Consider the following 17,854-nt stretch of genomic DNA (forward strand, 5'->3'; position numbering starts at 1 on the left):
ATGCAACAAAACGATACGGTAACACAATTAAAGCAGGAATTTTTAGACTCGCTTGAAGCGCATTTTGCGGTTAGCTTGGCGGATGCGACTGATTTGCAGCGCTATCAAGCGTTGGCAGCCGTAGTAAAGCAAAAGATTGCAACAAAGTGGCGTCGGACTAAGGAAGATTACCGCGACACGGGCGCTAAGCAGGTTTATTATTTCTCAATTGAATTTTTGCCAGGTCGCTATTTGCGTGCGAACCTGCTTAACCTAGGGTTGCTAGCCGACACAGAGCAGATGATGGCGGCGTTGGATGTTGACTTCAATGCTGTGATGGAAGCGGAAGTTGATCAAGGACTCGGTAATGGTGGTTTGGGTCGATTAGCTTCTGACTTCATGGATGCGATGCCAAGTATTGCGCTGGCTGGTAATGGTAACGGTATTCGGTACCGCTATGGGTTGTTCCGCCAAGCCTTTATTAATGGCTATCAAGTCGAGTATCCCGATGATTGGCTTAAAAATGATGACGTTTGGGAAGTTCGCCAAGATGATGAGGCGCAAATCGTCCATTACGGCGGTAATGTTTACTTGCAAGATACGCCAGACGGTTTGCGACCAGTCTATGATGGCGGGTTAGACGTATTGGCTGTGCCATATGATACAGGGATGGTCGGTGCTGATAACGATGTCGTAAACACGCTCCGGCTGTGGTCAGCTGAAGTGCCGGAAGGGGTTAAAGCCTCCGTCTCTGAACGTAGTGTTATTGAAAGTATTTCGGGTGAATTGTATCCGGATGATTCCAATGAAGAAGGTCGTCGCTTGCGTTTGCGTCAGGAGTACTTCTTTAGTTCAGCTGGCGTGCAAAATATCATTAAGCACCACTTAGCGGATGGCTATTCATTGCATGCGTTGCCATTCCAAGTGGCCATTCATATCAATGACACCCATCCAACGGTGGTCATTCCAGAAATGATGCGCATTTTGTTGGATGAATACGGCCTTGGCTGGGAAGAAGCCTGGGGTATCACAACCCGCACGGTTAGTTATACGAACCACACGTTGCTAGCAGAAGCTTTGGAACGTTGGTCACAAGATTTATTCGCGCAAGAATTGCCGCGCTTGTTCCAGTTGATTCAAGAAATTGATCGTCGCCACCGAGTGAGTGTGGCGAGTGAACATGGCGAAGATTTTGCCTGGCGCACATCACCGTTGCAAGACGGTCAAGTACACATGGCACGTTTAGCGGCCATTGGCTCACACGCCATCAATGGGGTGGCGCCGTTGCATAGTCAACTGTTGCAAGACAAGGTGTTACATGATTTCTACATTTTGTGGCCGGCTAAGTTCTCAAATAAAACGAACGGGATTACGCACCGTCGTTAAATGCATGCGGCCAATGAGTCGTTGTCGGCACTGATTGATACGAAGATTGGACGCGATTGGCGCAAGCTACCTAAGGACATTACGAAGCTACGTGATTTCAATATGGACGAAGCGTTCTTGCGTGAATTGGCGGTTGTGAAGCGGCAAAATAAGCAACGCTTAGCTGATTGGGTATCACATAACATGGGTATCGACATTAACGTCGATGCAATCTTTGATGTGCAAATCAAACGCCTGCACGCCTACAAGCGTCAGTTGCTACATTTGCTCGGCATTTTGACGGATTACTTGGCGTTGAAGCATGATGCCAATGCCTACGTGGCGCCACGTGTGCATATTTTTGCCGCGAAGGCCGCGCCATCATACCATTACGCCAAGCAAATCATTAAGGTGATTAATGAAGTCGCGAATATGGTGAATAATGACCCAGCCGTGAATGAAAAGATGCAAGTCATCTTCATTCCAAATTACGGCGTGTCATTAGCAGAATTGATTATTCCAGCAGCTGATGTGTCAGAACAAATTTCAACGGCCGGTAAGGAAGCCTCTGGTACGTCAAACATGAAGTTAATGGCTAACGGCGCTTTGCAATTAGCAACAATGGATGGCGCGAACATTGATATTATTCATGCTGCTGGCGCTGAAAATGCGTATGCCTTCGGAATGGATACGGATACGGTGTACAAGCACTATGAGCAACATGATTATTCAGCTTGGGATATTTACCAAAATAATCCAAAGTTGCATCGGGTGCTGGATGCCTTGATTGATGGTACGGTGCCAAATGTGCAAGAAGAGGGGCAAGCCGTCTTTGATTCTTTGATTCGTGATAACGATGAATACTTTGTCCTAGGTGATTATGAATCATACGTGGATACACAAGCTCGTCTTGGTCAAGATTATCAAAACCAACAAGCTTGGACACGTAAGTCATTGGCGAATATTGCGGCAAGCGGGGAATTCTCAGCGGACTATACCGTTGCGGCGTATGCCGATGAAATTTGGCATGTGCCTCACAACCTATTAGCGCAACAAGAAAGCAAGTAAGGGGTGGCTTAAATGGAATTTAATTCATTTTTCATTTCCCACCGTGATCCATATGGTGCTGTTGTTGGTGAGACAGTTACCCTGCAAACGTCGGGTAAAGCTGATGAAGTGCGGTTGCGGGTCTATGACGATGAGACCGGAAAGGTGACGTGGCACGATTTGGAACAAACGACTGATGATAATTGGTCGATTTCAATTTCAGCTGCGCATGCGGGACTGTTGTATTACCGTTTTGAAGTTATTTCAGGGTATGACCAATACTGGTTAGCTGCTCAAGGTAATAATTTGGGTGGTGAAGCCCAACGTTATGAGATGACGTATTCATCAATTCCGGATTTTCAAATTACCGTCTTAGCTGAGATGGAAGAACTACCGGAATGGTATGCCACCGCGAAGTTCTATCACATTTTCGTCGATCGATTTAATAATGGTAATGCGGACCATCATATTAATAGTCCAAAGCCAAACACCTTTGTCTACGCTGATTTGCATGATCGCCCGTTTTATGTGCGTGATAAGGCCGGTGAAATTGCCCGCTGGGAATTTTTTGGTGGCAATTTCCGTGGAATTGCGGATAAGTTGGATTACATCCAGGAACTGGGTTGTACAGCGATTTATCTGAGCCCGATTTTTGCAGCTAATTCAAATCATCGGTATGACACCTCGGATTACATGGCCTTAGATCCGATTTTGGGAACGGAAGACGACTTTAAGTATTTACTCGATGAAATTCATAAACGCGATATGCACGTTATCTTAGACGGCGTCTTTAATCACGTTGGTCAATTTTCACGTTACTTCAACAAAGATGGCTACTTTGTTGAACCGGGGGCCTATCAAGGGCCAACGTCGAAGTATTTCCACTGGTTTGATTTTGAAAAATTCCCCGATGAATATAATTCGTGGTGGGGTGTGAAGGATTTGCCAGTTGTGAATAAAGGCGAGACAAGTTTCCGGAATTTCATTTATGCCGATGACGATTCAGTTATTAACCACTGGAATAAATTTGGCGTTGATGGCTGGCGCTTGGACGTCGCGGATGAATTGCCGGATGATTTTATCGCGGGGATTCGTGACCAACTGTCAACAAATCAAATTCTAATCGGTGAAGTCTGGGAAGATGCATCTAACAAAGTCGCCTACAATCAGCGCCGTAAGTATTTGCTCGGTGGTGGTCTGCAAGCAACGATGCATTACCCATTACGAAATTTAATTTTGGATTTTATGCTGGGCGAAATTGATGCCAAGGTTTTCACAACGATGATTATGACGTTAGAGGCAAATTATCCCAAGTCCGCCTTTTTCGGCGCATTTACGAACATGGGGACACACGATACCCGTCGTTTGTTTACTGAAATGAACGAAGATGAGGAATTGACGAAGCGGGCTATTGAGTTATGGTTGACGATGCCTGGTGTACCGTGCGTTTATTATGGTGATGAAATGGGGATGGCCGGCGGTAAGGACCCGGATAACCGGGCGTACTTCCCATGGGACCAACCACGTGGGGAAATTTTCAATCATTTCCAACGGTTGCTTCAGTCACGGCAACCGTGGTGGCAACAATCGGATTGGTTTGAATGCCACGCCATTGATCCAGATACATTGATTTATGCCTATCACAAGGATAGCGAACACGAAATGCTCCAATTTAACCGTAAAACGGGGCTATCAATTATTAAGCATTAGAAAAAATGAAACAGCTAGGCCGCACGATGAAGACACGTGTGGCCTAGCTGTTTTCTTATAAAAAGTGCACGAAAAGTGACCGATAGCTGAAAGTGCGATAAAATAGACGAGGTAAATAAGAAATGTAACAGGGTAGGGTCATTGCGACTCTGCCCCTTTCGTGCGTTAATGCGCGGAATTGAAATAGGAGAATAGCCCCTCATGAAGATGATTGTTGGATTAGGAAACATTGGTAAAGAATACGACCGGACGCGTCACAATATCGGGTTTATGACGGTAGATGCTTTGGCGGATAAGCACAATGCAACCTTCAAGCAAGATGGTGCCCACAATGCGTTCGTTGCGGATGTTCGGATTGCTGGCGAAAAAGTGTTGTTGGTTAAGCCAACAACCTACATGAATGATTCAGGTCGCGCTGTCCGTCCATTAATGGACTACTATGACTTGGATATCCCAGATTTGTTGGTCGTGCAAGATGATATGGATATGGAACTTGGTCGTTTGCGCTTGCGCCAGAAGGGATCAGCGGGTGGCCACAACGGGATTAAGAGCATTGCCCAACACCTTGATACCCAAACGTTTAACCGCTTGAAGTTTGGGGTGGGTCACCCAGCCCATACGCAAAAGGCGGTGGTTGATTTTGTGTTAGGAAAGTTTGGCAAGGATGAAGAACCAGAGATGCTTGGCGGTATCGATAAAGCGTTGGATATTTTTGAAGCCTTTGCATCAGGTAGCGATATGCCAACCTTAATGAACAAGTTTAACTAAAGGAGCAACGATGGAATTAGCAGGGTTACTCCAGCAAGATAATTATTTTCAAACATTAGCGGCTGGACTGAAAAAAGGTGGTCGTCATTTGATGACCGGTATTTCGGGAACTGCGCGTACCGTTTATTTGGCAGCACTGCATGAAAACATCCAGCGCCCCATGGTGATTGTCGGTGACAGTCAGTTCCACGCGGATCAGTTGGCCGAAGATTTAGCAGCGATGGTTGGCGACGAACACGTGGCGGTTTTCCCAACGGAAGAGACGTTATCTGCGGAAATTGCTGTGACGTCTTTGGATACCCGTTTAGCACGTGTGCAAGCGTTGCACTTGTTGCTGACGGATCCACAGGCGGTTGTGGTTACTGGTGTTGCCGGGGTGCAACGCTACTTGCCACCAGTGGCAACCTTCGCCGCTGCATCACTTGAAATTGACTTTGATCATGAATATGAATTAGCTGAGTTGCAAGCAACGTTATACCAAATGGGTTATCAACGGAATGGCAGTGTTGAACAGCCAGGTGAATTCGCGGTCCGTGGGTCAATTGTTGATATTTACCCATTGGATGCGGATTATCCGGTGCGTTTGGATTTCTTTGATACGGCGTTGGATTCATTACGCAGTTTTGATGCAGAGACGCAACGCAGTTTGGAAAATCTTGAACACGTGACGATTTTGCCCGCAACGGATTTGGTCATTGATGCCGCTGATTTGCAAGCTGCTACGACGCGCTTAGAAGTGGCGATGACGGAAACACGCGATAAGTTAGACGGCGCTGCTAAGCGTCATTTAACAGAAGCGCTCGATCCGTTGCTAACGGTGATGGCGCAAGGGGATTTATTGCCCGAGGTACGCCAATATTTGCACTTGCTTTACCCTGATGCGGTGAGTCTGTTAGATTACTTGCCGGCAGACGGTATTGCAGTATTTGATGACTATCCCCGTGCGCTTGAAAACGCGGGGCAGATGGCATTGGATAACAATAATTGGTGGACCGATCGCTTGGCTGATAATTTGGTTTTGCCAACGGCCGATTTTGGCTGGGAATTGAGCGATTTGGCCCGAGACGTCCGCCAAACCAGTTTGGTATTTTCACCTTTGCAACGTGGTATCGGTCAATTACGCCAAACGAGTTTGACGAATTTGACCGTGCGCCCAGCGCAACAATTTTTCGGCCAAATGCCATTGCTAAAGAATGAAATTGCGCGTTGGCAGAAGCAAAACCAAACAATTTTGTTCTTAACCAATACGCCTGACCGACGGGAAAAGCTGGTTCAAACCCTGAATGATTTTGGGGTGAAGGTGAATGATGTTGCACCGGATGCCTTGGCGCCTGGCCGGACACAAGTCACGACCTTGCCACTGAGTGCGGGCTTTGAATTGCCGGCTCAAAATTTGGTCGTATTGACTGAACGTGAGCTTTTTCAGCAAGTTCGTAAGCGTGCGCCTAAGCGCCAGACTTTGTCGAACGCGGAACGCATTAAGAGTTATAACGAACTGAAACCCGGCGATTATGTGGTTCACATTAATCACGGTGTCGGTGTCTATGAAGGGATGCAGACGATTGAAAATCGTGGGGTGAAGCAAGATTACATCACGATTGCATACCAACAAGATGCGAAAATTTTCATACCGGTCACGCAGCTAGACCTGGTGCAAAAGTATGTCGGTGCGGCTGAAAAGGCCCCCAAGATTAATAAACTTGGGGGAACCGAATGGCAAAAGGCGAAAGCTAAGGTTGCTAAGAAGGTTGAAGATATTGCGGACGAGCTGCTTCAGCTATATGCCGAGCGTGAATTGAAGCAAGGCTTCGCTTTTCCTCAAGATGATGACGTGATTCGGGACTTTGAAGATGCCTTCCCATATCCCGAAACACCTGATCAAATTCGCTCAACTCAAGAAATCAAAGCGGATATGGAAAAGACTCGCCCAATGGATCGCTTGTTGGTTGGAGACGTTGGTTTTGGAAAGACGGAAGTTGCGTTGCGCGCAGCCTTTAAGGCAGCCCACGCTGGTAAACAGGTTGCCATGTTGGTGCCAACGACGATTTTGGCGCAACAACACTATGAATCAATGTTGAATCGCTTTGACGGGTTCGGTGTGAACGTGGCGATTATGTCACGTTTCCAAACCAAGAAACAAATGGATGAAACCAAGGCGGGCTTGAAAGACCACACAATTGATATCGTCGTTGGTACTCACCGGATTTTGTCGAAGGATATGGCGTTTGCTGACTTGGGCTTGCTAATCATTGATGAGGAACAACGATTTGGTGTGAAGCACAAAGAACGACTGAAGGCGTTGCAGACCAACGTCGACGTGTTGACGTTAACGGCCACACCAATCCCACGTACTTTGAATATGGCAATGGTCGGTGTGCGTGACTTGTCTGTCATTGAGACGCCACCAGCCAATCGTTATCCAATTCAAACGTATGTGATGGAGCAAAATGGTCGTGTAACGGCGAGTGCGATTGAACGTGAGATGTCGCGTGGTGGGCAAACGTACTATTTGCATAATCGTGTTGAAGACATTGCGCAGGTGGCCGGGATTATTGAATCGCTGGTGCCTGAAGCGCGCGTAGGTTATATCCATGGTCAAATGACGGAAGCGCAAATGGAAGGTATTCTGGTTGATTTTATTAATCGTGAGTACGACGTGCTGGTGACCACGACCATCATCGAAACTGGGGTCGATATTCCAAACGCTAATACGTTGTTTGTTGAAAACGCTGATCACATGGGCTTGGCGCAACTATACCAGCTCCGTGGTCGTGTCGGACGTTCGAACAACATTGCGTATGCCTACTTTACGTACCCTGGTACACGTTCGCTGAACGAAGAGTCGGAGAAGCGCTTGACTGCCATTCGTGATTTCACAGAGTTGGGCTCAGGCTTTAAGATTGCGATGCGTGATTTATCAATTCGTGGGGCTGGTGATTTGCTTGGACAGTCACAACACGGCTTTATTAATGCAGTTGGGTATGATTTGTATACGCAAATGTTGAACGAAGCAGTTGCTGAGAAGCAGGGTAAGCGCAAGAAGAGTTTTGATGCTGAGTTGGATGTGCAGGTTGAAGCCTACTTGCCAACTGATTATGTCGCTGATGGACCACAAAAGATTGATCTCTATCAGCGTATTCGCAAGGCCAAGACAACCGCTGAATTCGAAGAAATTGAAGATGATTTGCTAGATCGCTTCGGTGAATTGCCGGAAGCGGCCCAACGCTTGTTGTTAGTCGGTCGTGTTAAGGCAGCTGCTGATCGCGCCGGTTTGGCAACGTTGCGTCGAGACTTCAAACGACAAAACGTGTTGTTAGTGAACTTCGATCCACGCGCGTCAGTGACGGGAGATACTTTCCAAAAGGCACTGACATTAGCGAAAGTACGTGGGCAAGTCAAGCAGGATACGCCAGTTCAAGCTGAGATTCCGATTCAGCCAAACCAAACGGCTGAAGATTGGCTATTTGGTTTGTTGACGTTATTCAATTTGTTAGCGCCGGAAGAGACGGTGACAAATGAGCAAAAGTAGTCAAAATTTAATGGCGGGTGCTGGTGTCTTGGCAGCTGCTGGATTAGTTGCTAAGGTGTTGAGCGCGATTTACCGGGTACCCTTTCAAAATTTGGTTGGTAATACTGGCTTTTATGTGTATCAACAAGTGTATCCAATTTATGGTATTGGCATGGTGTTAGCACTGAGTGGCTGGCCGTTGTTTATATCAAAAATTATTACGGAACAGCCAGACGATGCGCATCAACAATTAGTGGCACGGCGTTTGTTTTGGTCGTTAGTCGGGATTAGTGCGGTGCTTTTTACAATCGTCTTTGGTGGTGCACCAGCGTTGGCTTTGGCGATGGGGGGCAATATTCGCCTAACGCCAGTAATTCGCGCGGTTGCGTGGATGTTTTGGTTTATGCCGTTTTTGGCAGTTGGCCGTGGTTTTGCGCAAGGACAGCGCAATATGATGCCAACAGCCACATCACAGGTGGTTGAGCAGATTGTCCGTGTGGCAATTATCATCGGGGTTGCCTGGTGGGGTGTTCACACGGGTTGGTCAGATTACCGAATTGGTGAGTGGGCCACGTTTGGCGCCGCTGTTGCGGGATTGGCGGCAACTTTGTTTTTGGTACGGACGCTACGGGATGTGTGGCAACAGCCGATTACGGCGACTGTTAAGCAAGATAAAACGATTACCTGGCGCCACCTATTCAAACGGTTATGGTTCGAAGGCGGATTGTTAGCATTGTTAGCGGCGCTGTTGGTGTTACTGCAATTGGTTGATTCGTTTTCGACCAAGGCCTTGCTGGAAACGTTTGGATTATCGGCAGCCAAAGCCGAGTATACAAAAGGGGTCTACGATCGTGGGCAACCGTTAGTGCAATTGGGCATGGTCCTAGCGACCGGGTTGAGTACGTCGCTGTTGCCGGCACTCCGACAACATTTTGTGCGTCAAGATAACGCAGCGTTACGTCGTGATTTTCAGTTAACGATGCGTTTGGCGATTATATTGTCCGGGGTCTCAGCGATTGGCTTAGTTGCAGTAATGCCCGCTGTTAATCAGTTGTTGTTTGGTTCCCGCGAAGGTAGTGTTGCGTTGTCATGGTTTGTTTTGGCGATTGTGCCGGCAACGTTGATGACCATTGCAACCAGTGCCTTGCAAAGTTTTGATCGCACCCGAGGTCTTATTTGGCTTGTTTGGGTGACGATGACGGTTAAGGCTGGCCTGAATGTATGGTTAATTCCGCACTGGGGCATAACTGGGGCATCAATCGCCACAACAGTCGCGCTTTTGCCGATTTTGGGGTATGCTTTACTACGATTACCACGGGCTTTGTGGCAAGGATGGTTACCGCAAAATTGGTGGCTGAAATTGTTGGGGACGTTAGTGGTTACTGGCGTCTTCGCCAAAATGGCAACCCTGATCAGTGACAGCCTGTTCGGTGTATCACGTGGGGCAAGTGTTGTAACGGCTGTGGTGGCCGTTATTGTTGGGGCCGTTGCCTTCGTGGCGATGGTGACAATGACAGATTTGTTAACCGCGGAAGAGTGGGAGGCGTTGCCAAAGGGTGACCGCCTGTATGCAATATTGAAACGAGGAAAAGAATAATGCGTTTAGATAAGTATTTGAAGGTATCACGTCTAATTAAGCGACGTACTGTTGCGAAGGAAATCTCAGATCAAGGTCGTATTGATATCAACGGCAAGACGGCCAAGTCATCAAGCGATGTTAAGGCTGGGGATGAATTGACGATTCGTTTTGGTAACAAGACATCAATCATGAAGGTTGAGAGTACCAAGGAGACGGTTCGTAAGGAAGAAGCGGAACACATGTACAGCATTGTGTCAGAGTCATACGAACAAAACTTCAACGAAGAAGCATAATTAACAATTGTGAGAAAAAAGCACCGCATTTGCGGTGCTTTTTGTGTTTAAACTATGTGTGGATTAAGGTGGGATAACTCTGTGGATAACTATCCGTTAGGTTTTGATACGAAAATGTTAAGGAAAGGTAATTACGCTTAAGAAAAGCCTACTTGTACTGTACAGTGTAAAACGTAAAGGTATCGAGAAAAAGAATTGTCTATCAATAACGTTGCCAATCAGACAGTAGGGGGTCAGCGGCATGATGTCTATGAACACAAAAACAAACATCCGGCCGCTGAACGCCGGTGGGGCACGAACACTTGAATTCAATAATCGACAAGAAGCTTACCAACGTAAGGTGCACTTACGGCGTCGTTTCGTCTTGGCAGCGTTTATGATTGCCACGGTGATTTATGCCATGGTTTGCTTTCACCAGCAATATAATAAATATACAACCGCTTCGGCGAGTTTAGAAAAAACACAAACGCAGTTAGCGAGTGCGAAAACCACGCATCAAAATTTGAAGCAAGAAGTCAAAGATTTGGGTGATGAATCGTATCTAGAAAAGCTAGTGCGTGAAAAGTACATGTATACCAAAGATGGCGAGATTGTTTTCAATTTGCCAGGTGAGTAATGAAGTGAATGAAAGAAAGGTAATCAGGACACTGATTGCCTTTTTTTCGTACAAAGCAAGCTATAATAATAACCAAGAGTGATTGAGGAAGAAGGTTAACGATGCAACCAAAAGTATTACGCGCGAACTTAACCCGACAGATACGGGAACAAGGGTTATTTGACCAACATGATCACGTGCTGGTGGCTGTTTCGGGTGGGCAAGATTCCTTGCACTTGTTGCGCTGGTTAACGGAAGGGACGCTGCCGGCTGATGTGCAACCAACGGTGAGCGCCGGCTATGTGAATCATCAGTTACGGGATGATGCCGCTGCAGAGGAAGCGCTGGTTCGCCGAACATTTGCGGCCACGCCGAATTTAGCCCATGGTTTGATAGAAACGCTTACTTGGGAGACTATTCCAACTGTAGCGGTTGAAGAACAAGCCCGGGAGAAGCGATACGAAGCACTCATTAAAATGGCTCGTGAAGTTGACGCCAATATTATCGTGACTGCCCATCACCAAGGGGATCAAGTTGAAACTATTTTGTATAAGTTGACCCGTGGCAGTCGTTTGACGCAATTGGTGGGGATGGCGCCAAGGCAGCAATTACGTGGCGATATTGATTTAGCCCGGCCATTGTTGAATTTAACGAAAGCTGACCTAGCAGATTTGGTCATTCAGCCACTGACTGAGTGGGTAGAAGACTATACCAATGCGGACGAAACGTTTGCTCGTAATCGCATGCGCCAAACAGTGCTACCAGCTTTGACTAGCATCAATGATCAGGCAGCTGAACACGTGGTGACGTTTGCGACCCAGTTGGCGGCGCTGCAAAAGTTTGCGAACGGTGCGATTAACGTTCACGTTAAGGCTTTAGAGGCCGGACGCCTGGATTGGACAGTAGATGAGAGTGTCTTGACGATTATCATACAAACGTGGCTGACTAAAAAACACGTCTTAAACGTCAAAGATAGTCAAATCGCTCAGGCAATTCAACTGATGCGCAATCCAAGCGTGTCGACGGGGCTAATTGATTTAGGTGGACAATTACAGCTAGAACGCTTTGATAACTATTTATTGTTATCACAAAAACATTAAAGCGTTCACATTTCTTTTATTTGTAGCACTAAACATTTACCGTCAAACATGGTATTCTTAATGCTATGTAACGGTAGGGGAATTAAGATTTAGGAGATTTGAACAGACATGAACCAATGGGACATGAATAACGATATCGAACGCGTACTTTATAGTGAGCAAGATATCGCCGAAGCAGCAGAACGTGTTGGTAAGCAATTGGCTGCCGATTATGAAGGACGTACACCAATCATTTTGTCAGTTTTGAAGGGTGCCGTACTTTGGACGGTCGATGTAATGCGCCACATGCAATATGCTGAAGTCGAATTTATTGACGTTTCTAGCTACAACGGTGGGATTGCTTCTTCAGGTGAAGTTGACCTTGTAACGGATTTGCAAACGGATATCGCAGGACGCGACGTCATCATCATGGAGGACATCGTTGATACGGGTCGTTCACTGAAGTTTATGATCGACTTGTTGATGGAACGTGGTGCAAAGTCTGTTAAGACGGCCAGCTTGCTAGACAAGAAGGAAGGCCGCGTTGTAGAAGCAACTGTTGATTACATCGGCTTTGATGTGCCAAAGGCATTTGTGGTGGGTTATGGCTTGGATTACAAGCAACTTTACCGCAATTTGCCATATGTTGGTGTCTTGAAGCGCGAAGTTTATGACCCAGCCCATGCTGATGTCGTAGACACGGTGGATATCACACCTGAGCACTAATTTCCAACTCGGATAACATATATTAAACAACGCAGATAGCGGTTGCTGTCGGTAGGAGGAATGGATGAAGAATCAACGAAACGGCAATTTCGTCCGGAATAGTTTGTTCTACGTAATCGTAGTCCTCGGAATTATGGGGTTGATTTACTGGGTAGCCGGTCCATCGCAAACTTCTAATACGAAGACTATTTCTACGTCGAAATTTATGACGGAATTGCGTGATAAGAAAATCAAGAATGTCACGATTCAACCAGGTGCCGGCGTTTACGACGTGAAGGGTGAGTACCGCAAAGCACAAACTGATAAGGACGCAAAGTCTGATTCACTTGTGTCATTAGTTGGTGGTTCATCAGCTAAGGTAACTGGTTTTGAGACACAATTGATTAGTAATGACCCAATTGTTGAGGAAATGCAGAAGGCTGCTGACAAGACGAAGACAGAAGTAACGACGAAGCCACAACCTTCAAACTTCTGGGGAAGCATGGCAACGATGTTGTTGCCAATCTTGTTGATGGTTGGTTTGTTCTACTTGATGATGGGTGGCATGAGCCAAGGTGGCCAAGGCGGTCGTGGTAACATGATGGGCTTCGGTAAGTCTAAGGCAAAGCCAGCTGATCCTTCAGAAAACAAAGTTCGCTTTGCGGATGTTGCTGGAGCTGAAGAAGAAAAGCAAGAATTGGTCGAAGTTGTTGAGTTCTTGAAGGATCCGAAGAAGTTCTTAAAGCTCGGCGCTCGTATTCCATCGGGTGTTTTGCTTGAGGGCCCTCCAGGAACTGGTAAGACTTTGTTGGCCCGTGCGGTTGCCGGTGAAGCTGGCGTACCGTTCTTCTCGATTTCAGGTTCTGACTTCGTGGAGATGTTCGTCGGTGTCGGTGCTAGTCGTGTCCGTGATTTGTTTGACAATGCGAAGAAGGCTGCCCCATCAATCATCTTTATTGATGAAATTGATGCGGTTGGTCGTCAACGTGGTGCCGGCATGGGCGGTGGTCACGATGAACGTGAGCAAACATTGAACCAAATGTTGGTTGAGATGGACGGATTCTCAGGTAGTGAGGGTGTCATTGTGATGGCCGCTACCAACCGTTCAGATGTCTTGGACCCAGCCTTGTTGCGTCCAGGTCGTTTCGATCGTAAGATTTTGGTTGGTCGTCCTGACGTTAAGGGTCGTGAGGCTATCTTGAACGTCCACGCTAAGAATAAGCCATTGGCTGATGATGTGGACTTGAAGGAAATTGCTAAGCAAACGCCTGGTTTCGTTGGAGCTGATTTGGAAAACTTGTTGAACGAAGCAGCGTTGTTGGCTGCTCGTCAAAACCACGATACGATTTACGCCAAGGATGTGGATGAAGCTGAAGACCGTGTTATTGCAGGACCAGCTAAGAAGGACCGTGTGGTTTCTGCTAAGGAACGCCAAACGGTTGCTTACCACGAAGCGGGTCACGCGATTGTTGGTTTGGTACTGAACGAAGCACGTGTTGTCCACAAGGTAACGATTGTGCCACGTGGACGTGCCGGCGGATACGCCATCATGTTGCCTCGTGAAGATCAGATGTTGATGAATAAGACGGATGCCATGGACCAAATTGCTGGTTTGATGGGTGGACGTGCGGCCGAAGAGATTATCTTTGACCAACAGTCATCAGGTGCTTCAAACGACTTTGAGCAAGCAACAAACATTGCACGTTCAATGGTGACGGAGTACGGTATGTCTGACAAGCTAGGTATGGTCCAACTTGAGAATGGTGGTCAACCATTCTTGGGTCGTTCATACGGTGAGTCAGCGGCTTATTCAGATGAAACAGCACGCTTGATTGACGAAGAAGTTCGTCGTATCACGACTGAGGGTTACAACAAGGCCCACGAAATCATCGAAGAGTACAAGGACAAGCATGATGCAATCGCAAAGGCTTTGTTGGAGTACGAGACGTTGGACGAGAAGCAAATTTTGAGTTTGTTTGAGACTGGTAAGATGCCAGAATCAACGAAGGTTCAAAATGATACGGTTACGCCAATGTCATACGAGGAAGCCAAGCAAGCGGCTAATAACAAGTTGGTTGATGACGAAGATGCGTCAGAGGCAGCAGTTAAGCCAGAAGTTTTGGAACCACGTCATACTGATGAAGATTAATGATTGAAAGAAAGCCCGTTCAGGTTCTACCTGAGCGGGTTTTTCTGTTAAACTGATACTAAAATAAACAAATAATAAGAGGCACATATAATATGACAGATACACTTGTGCGCGCAGTGACAACTGACGGAAACTTCCGTGCGATTGCCATTGACGCGACTGAAATGATGGCAGAAGTCTCAAAGTTCCACGAGGCCTCACAACTTGGTACGACCGTTTTGGGTCGTGCGTTGCTTGGCTCTTTGATGGTTTCAAATGCCATTTTGAAGGGTGATGAGCGTTTAGCGGTGGTCATTAATGGTGATGGCCCTGCTGGCAAAATTGTCGTGGAAGCATCAGCTCAAGGTGAGGTACGCGGTTACGTAACGAACCCAACTGTTGAGTTGCCATTAACGGCTAAGGGCATGCAGGATGTGGCTGGTGCCGTGGGCGCTAACGGATTCTTGCAAGTTACTAAGGAAATTGGTGAAGGCGATCCATTTACGGGTCAAGTTGAATTGATGACGGGGGAGATTGGGGATGACTTGACGTACTACATGGCCAAGTCAGAACAAATTCCTTCAGCCGTAGCGGTGTCAGTTTTGGTTGACCCAGATGGTACCGTGGCTGCCGCGGGTGGTTTTATGATTTCAGCATTGCCTGATGCGTCAGATGAAGATATTACGGCACTGGAAGACAAGCTTGCTAACTTGCCATCAATTTCATCACAATTGGTTGAGGGACACACACCAATGGATTTGTTGTTCAACCTATTTGGTAAGGACGATGTGAAGATGTTGGCAACGACAGAAGTGGCCTTGTATCCTGAAATCTCTAAGCGCGATTATGAGCGTATGTTGGCAACCTTACCAATGAATGATTTGCAAGAAATGCTTGCGGAAGATCACGGTGTTGAGATTGTCGATCGATTTACTGGTAAGAAGATTCAGTTTGATGAAGCAGAATTATCAGGGATTATTGCAGCGAAGGATGCTGAGGGACTATAAAGTTGGGTTAAGCACTTGCAAAAAGTGCTTAAGATTGGCAAACTTATAGTTATCTGTGACAACACTGTCATAACAAATTAGTGAAAGAAAAAGAGGCAACATTATGGCTGACCAACAAGTGTCATTGAATGACCAAATGATCGCACGTCGTGACAAGATGGCTGAGTTGCGCGATGCGGGCATTGATCCATTCGGACACCGCTTTGAGCGTACACACACTGCAGCACAATTGCACGAGTTGTACGATGATACAACAGCAGAAGATTTGGAAGCACAAGCAATTGAAGTAACGATCGCAGGTCGTATGATGACCAAGCGTCGTTCAGGTAAGATTAGCTTTGCGGACATCAAGGATCGTTCAGGTCGTATCCAAGTCTTTGTGCAAAAGCCAGTTGTTGGTGAAGAAGCGTACGAATTGCTTAAGAAGTCAGACTTAGGTGACATTCTTGGTTTCACTGGAACGGTTATGAAGACCCGCGCTGGTGAATTGTCAATTAACGTAACGGCTTTGACGCACTTGACGAAGGCATTGCGTCCTTTGCCAGACAAGTTCCACGGTTTGACTGACGTGGAAACTAAGTACCGTCAACGTTATTTGGATTTGATTTCAAACGAAGATTCATTTGAACGTTTTGTAAAGCGTTCAAAGATTATCACGGCTATTCGTCACTATTTGGATGGCGAAGGCTTTATTGAAGTTGAAACACCAATGCTACAAAACGAAGCAGGTGGTGCTTCTGCGCGTCCATTTATCACGCACCACAATGCGTTGGATATTGATTTGTACATGCGTATCGCGCTCGAGTTGCATTTGAAGCGTTTGATTGTTGGTGGCATGGAACGTGTTTATGAAATTGGGCGTGTCTTCCGTAATGAAGGAATGGACCCTAAGCACAACCCAGAGTTTACGGTAATTGAGACGTATGCAGCTTACTGGAACTTTGAAGATGTCATGGTTGAAACTGAAAACATCATTAAGGCGGCCGCGGCTGCAGTTACTGATGATTTGAAGGTAACCTACCAAGGCCACGATATTGATTTGGCACAACCATTTGCTCGTAAGCACATGGTTGATTTGATCAAGGAGACGACGGGTGTTGATTTCTGGCAACCAATGACGATCGAAGAAGCTCGTGCGATTGCTGACGAAAAGGGTGTTAAGTATGAACAATACTGGGGTGTTGGCCACATCATCAACGAATTCTTTGAGGAGTTTGTTGAGGATACATTGATCCAACCAACATTTGTGTACGGTCACCCAGTTGAAGTGTCACCTTTGGCTAAGAAGAACGAAACAGACGATCGCTTTACGGATCGCTTTGAGTTGTTCATTGTTGGTGCAGAGTATGGTAACGCCTTTACAGAATTAAATGATCCAATTGATCAACGTGAGCGTTTTGAGGCCCAAGTGGCTGAGCGTGATGCTGGTAACGATGAGGCGGAAGGTATTGACGAAGACTTTATTGAGGCTTTGGAATACGGTATGCCACCTACAGGCGGATTGGGAATTGGAATCGATCGTTTGGTCATGTTGTTGACTGACACGGACACGATTCGTGACGTATTGTTGTTCCCAACGATGCGTTAATAACGACTGAAAACGCGGATGAGTAGTCATCCGCGTTTTTTGTTTACAAAAAGTATTGCAAAGTTTGGACGATAGTCGTATTATATTCAAGTTGAGTTTTTCAGTGAGCGATTTTCGCTCGAAAAATGAAACAAAAGAAGTTGAAACAAGTTGTTGACAATTGATGTTCGCTTCTGTAATATAGATTAAGTTGTTACGAGGTGTTCATCTCGTTGCAATCGAATCGAAATTAGTTTGAAACAAGTTGTTGACAACGAGTTGATGAACTGATAAGATAAATAAGTTGTCAAATGAGACAACGACGTAGGTCATTGAAAACTGAATATCGTTTCGATGAAACAAATGTGTAGGGTCATCAAGCTAGTTCTTGATGCAAAAACATTTGCGAAGTCAATTCGCTAGTAAATTCGTTTAACTTCTGTTAAACAACAAAAATTGAGTTATACTCAAACTTCAAATTGAGAGTTTGATCCTGGCTCAGGATGAACGCTGGCGGCGTGCCT

General features: G+C 46.3%; 11 protein-coding genes and 1 pseudogene. All 12 read left to right on the forward strand.

The window, feature by feature from the left end:
• Window positions 1-2,412, forward strand: a pseudogene (locus ACJ28U_RS01400) (glycogen/starch/alpha-glucan phosphorylase).
• Window positions 2,413-2,424: 12 nt separating this feature from the next.
• On the forward strand, window positions 2,425-4,101 hold the full coding sequence (locus tag ACJ28U_RS01405) for a glycoside hydrolase family 13 protein (RefSeq protein WP_407618164.1): 1,677 nt from the start codon (window positions 2,425-2,427) through the stop codon (window positions 4,099-4,101).
• A gap of 201 nt (window positions 4,102-4,302) precedes the next feature.
• Window positions 4,303-4,869: an aminoacyl-tRNA hydrolase gene (gene pth / locus ACJ28U_RS01410; RefSeq protein ID WP_010373887.1), complete on the forward strand. Its 567-nt coding sequence runs from the start codon at window positions 4,303-4,305 to the stop codon at window positions 4,867-4,869.
• A gap of 10 nt (window positions 4,870-4,879) precedes the next feature.
• Window positions 4,880-8,398 carry a transcription-repair coupling factor gene (mfd, locus tag ACJ28U_RS01415; protein ID WP_407618165.1) on the forward strand — a complete coding sequence of 1,173 codons (3,519 nt, stop codon included), beginning with the start codon at window positions 4,880-4,882 and terminating at the stop codon, window positions 8,396-8,398.
• On the forward strand, window positions 8,385-9,974 hold the full coding sequence (locus ACJ28U_RS01420; RefSeq protein WP_407618166.1) for a polysaccharide biosynthesis protein: 1,590 nt from the start codon (window positions 8,385-8,387) through the stop codon (window positions 9,972-9,974). The genes mfd and ACJ28U_RS01420 overlap by 14 nt, the downstream gene beginning before the upstream one ends.
• The gene (locus tag ACJ28U_RS01425) at window positions 9,974-10,249 is read left to right on the forward strand and encodes an RNA-binding S4 domain-containing protein (protein WP_010373881.1); all 276 of its coding nucleotides are present in this window, start codon (window positions 9,974-9,976) and stop codon (window positions 10,247-10,249) included. The genes ACJ28U_RS01420 and ACJ28U_RS01425 overlap by 1 nt, the downstream gene beginning before the upstream one ends.
• A gap of 241 nt (window positions 10,250-10,490) precedes the next feature.
• The gene (locus ACJ28U_RS01430; protein ID WP_010373879.1) at window positions 10,491-10,865 is read left to right on the forward strand and encodes a septum formation initiator family protein; all 375 of its coding nucleotides are present in this window, start codon (window positions 10,491-10,493) and stop codon (window positions 10,863-10,865) included.
• A 101-nt stretch (window positions 10,866-10,966) separates the two neighbouring features.
• Entirely contained in the window at window positions 10,967-11,944 is a 978-nt protein-coding gene (gene tilS / locus ACJ28U_RS01435) for a tRNA lysidine(34) synthetase TilS (RefSeq protein ID WP_407618167.1), read from the forward strand.
• 108 nt (window positions 11,945-12,052) lie between these two features.
• Window positions 12,053-12,649, forward strand: coding sequence for a hypoxanthine phosphoribosyltransferase (hpt, locus tag ACJ28U_RS01440; RefSeq protein WP_010373874.1), 597 nt, complete (start codon window positions 12,053-12,055; stop codon window positions 12,647-12,649).
• A 64-nt stretch (window positions 12,650-12,713) separates the two neighbouring features.
• Window positions 12,714-14,777 (forward strand): ATP-dependent zinc metalloprotease FtsH, encoded by a 2,064-nt coding sequence (gene ftsH / locus ACJ28U_RS01445; RefSeq protein WP_099087626.1) that lies wholly within the window; start codon window positions 12,714-12,716, stop codon window positions 14,775-14,777.
• A 92-nt stretch (window positions 14,778-14,869) separates the two neighbouring features.
• Entirely contained in the window at window positions 14,870-15,763 is an 894-nt protein-coding gene (gene hslO / locus ACJ28U_RS01450; protein ID WP_099087625.1) for an Hsp33 family molecular chaperone HslO, read from the forward strand.
• 103 nt (window positions 15,764-15,866) lie between these two features.
• The gene (gene lysS / locus ACJ28U_RS01455; RefSeq protein WP_043708584.1) at window positions 15,867-17,351 is read left to right on the forward strand and encodes a lysine--tRNA ligase; all 1,485 of its coding nucleotides are present in this window, start codon (window positions 15,867-15,869) and stop codon (window positions 17,349-17,351) included.
• The last annotated feature ends 503 nt before the right edge of the window (window positions 17,352-17,854 follow it).

The sequence above is a fragment of the Weissella sp. MSCH1 genome (assembly GCF_045799135.1).
Lineage (GTDB): Bacteria > Bacillota > Bacilli > Lactobacillales > Lactobacillaceae > Weissella.

What these genes read in the sequence shown, in the direction of transcription:
- ACJ28U_RS01405 (WP_407618164.1), top strand. Translation starts at nt 2,425, where the DNA reads ATGGAATTTAATTCATTTTTCATTTCCCACCGTGATCCATATGGTGCT.
- pth (WP_010373887.1), top strand. Translation starts at nt 4,303, where the DNA reads ATGAAGATGATTGTTGGATTAGGAAACATTGGTAAAGAATACGACCGG.
- mfd (WP_407618165.1), top strand. Translation starts at nt 4,880, where the DNA reads ATGGAATTAGCAGGGTTACTCCAGCAAGATAATTATTTTCAAACATTA.
- ACJ28U_RS01420 (WP_407618166.1), top strand. Translation starts at nt 8,385, where the DNA reads ATGAGCAAAAGTAGTCAAAATTTAATGGCGGGTGCTGGTGTCTTGGCA.
- ACJ28U_RS01425 (WP_010373881.1), top strand. Translation starts at nt 9,974, where the DNA reads ATGCGTTTAGATAAGTATTTGAAGGTATCACGTCTAATTAAGCGACGT.
- ACJ28U_RS01430 (WP_010373879.1), top strand. Translation starts at nt 10,491, where the DNA reads ATGATGTCTATGAACACAAAAACAAACATCCGGCCGCTGAACGCCGGT.
- tilS (WP_407618167.1), top strand. Translation starts at nt 10,967, where the DNA reads ATGCAACCAAAAGTATTACGCGCGAACTTAACCCGACAGATACGGGAA.
- hpt (WP_010373874.1), top strand. Translation starts at nt 12,053, where the DNA reads ATGAACCAATGGGACATGAATAACGATATCGAACGCGTACTTTATAGT.
- ftsH (WP_099087626.1), top strand. Translation starts at nt 12,714, where the DNA reads ATGAAGAATCAACGAAACGGCAATTTCGTCCGGAATAGTTTGTTCTAC.
- hslO (WP_099087625.1), top strand. Translation starts at nt 14,870, where the DNA reads ATGACAGATACACTTGTGCGCGCAGTGACAACTGACGGAAACTTCCGT.
- lysS (WP_043708584.1), top strand. Translation starts at nt 15,867, where the DNA reads ATGGCTGACCAACAAGTGTCATTGAATGACCAAATGATCGCACGTCGT.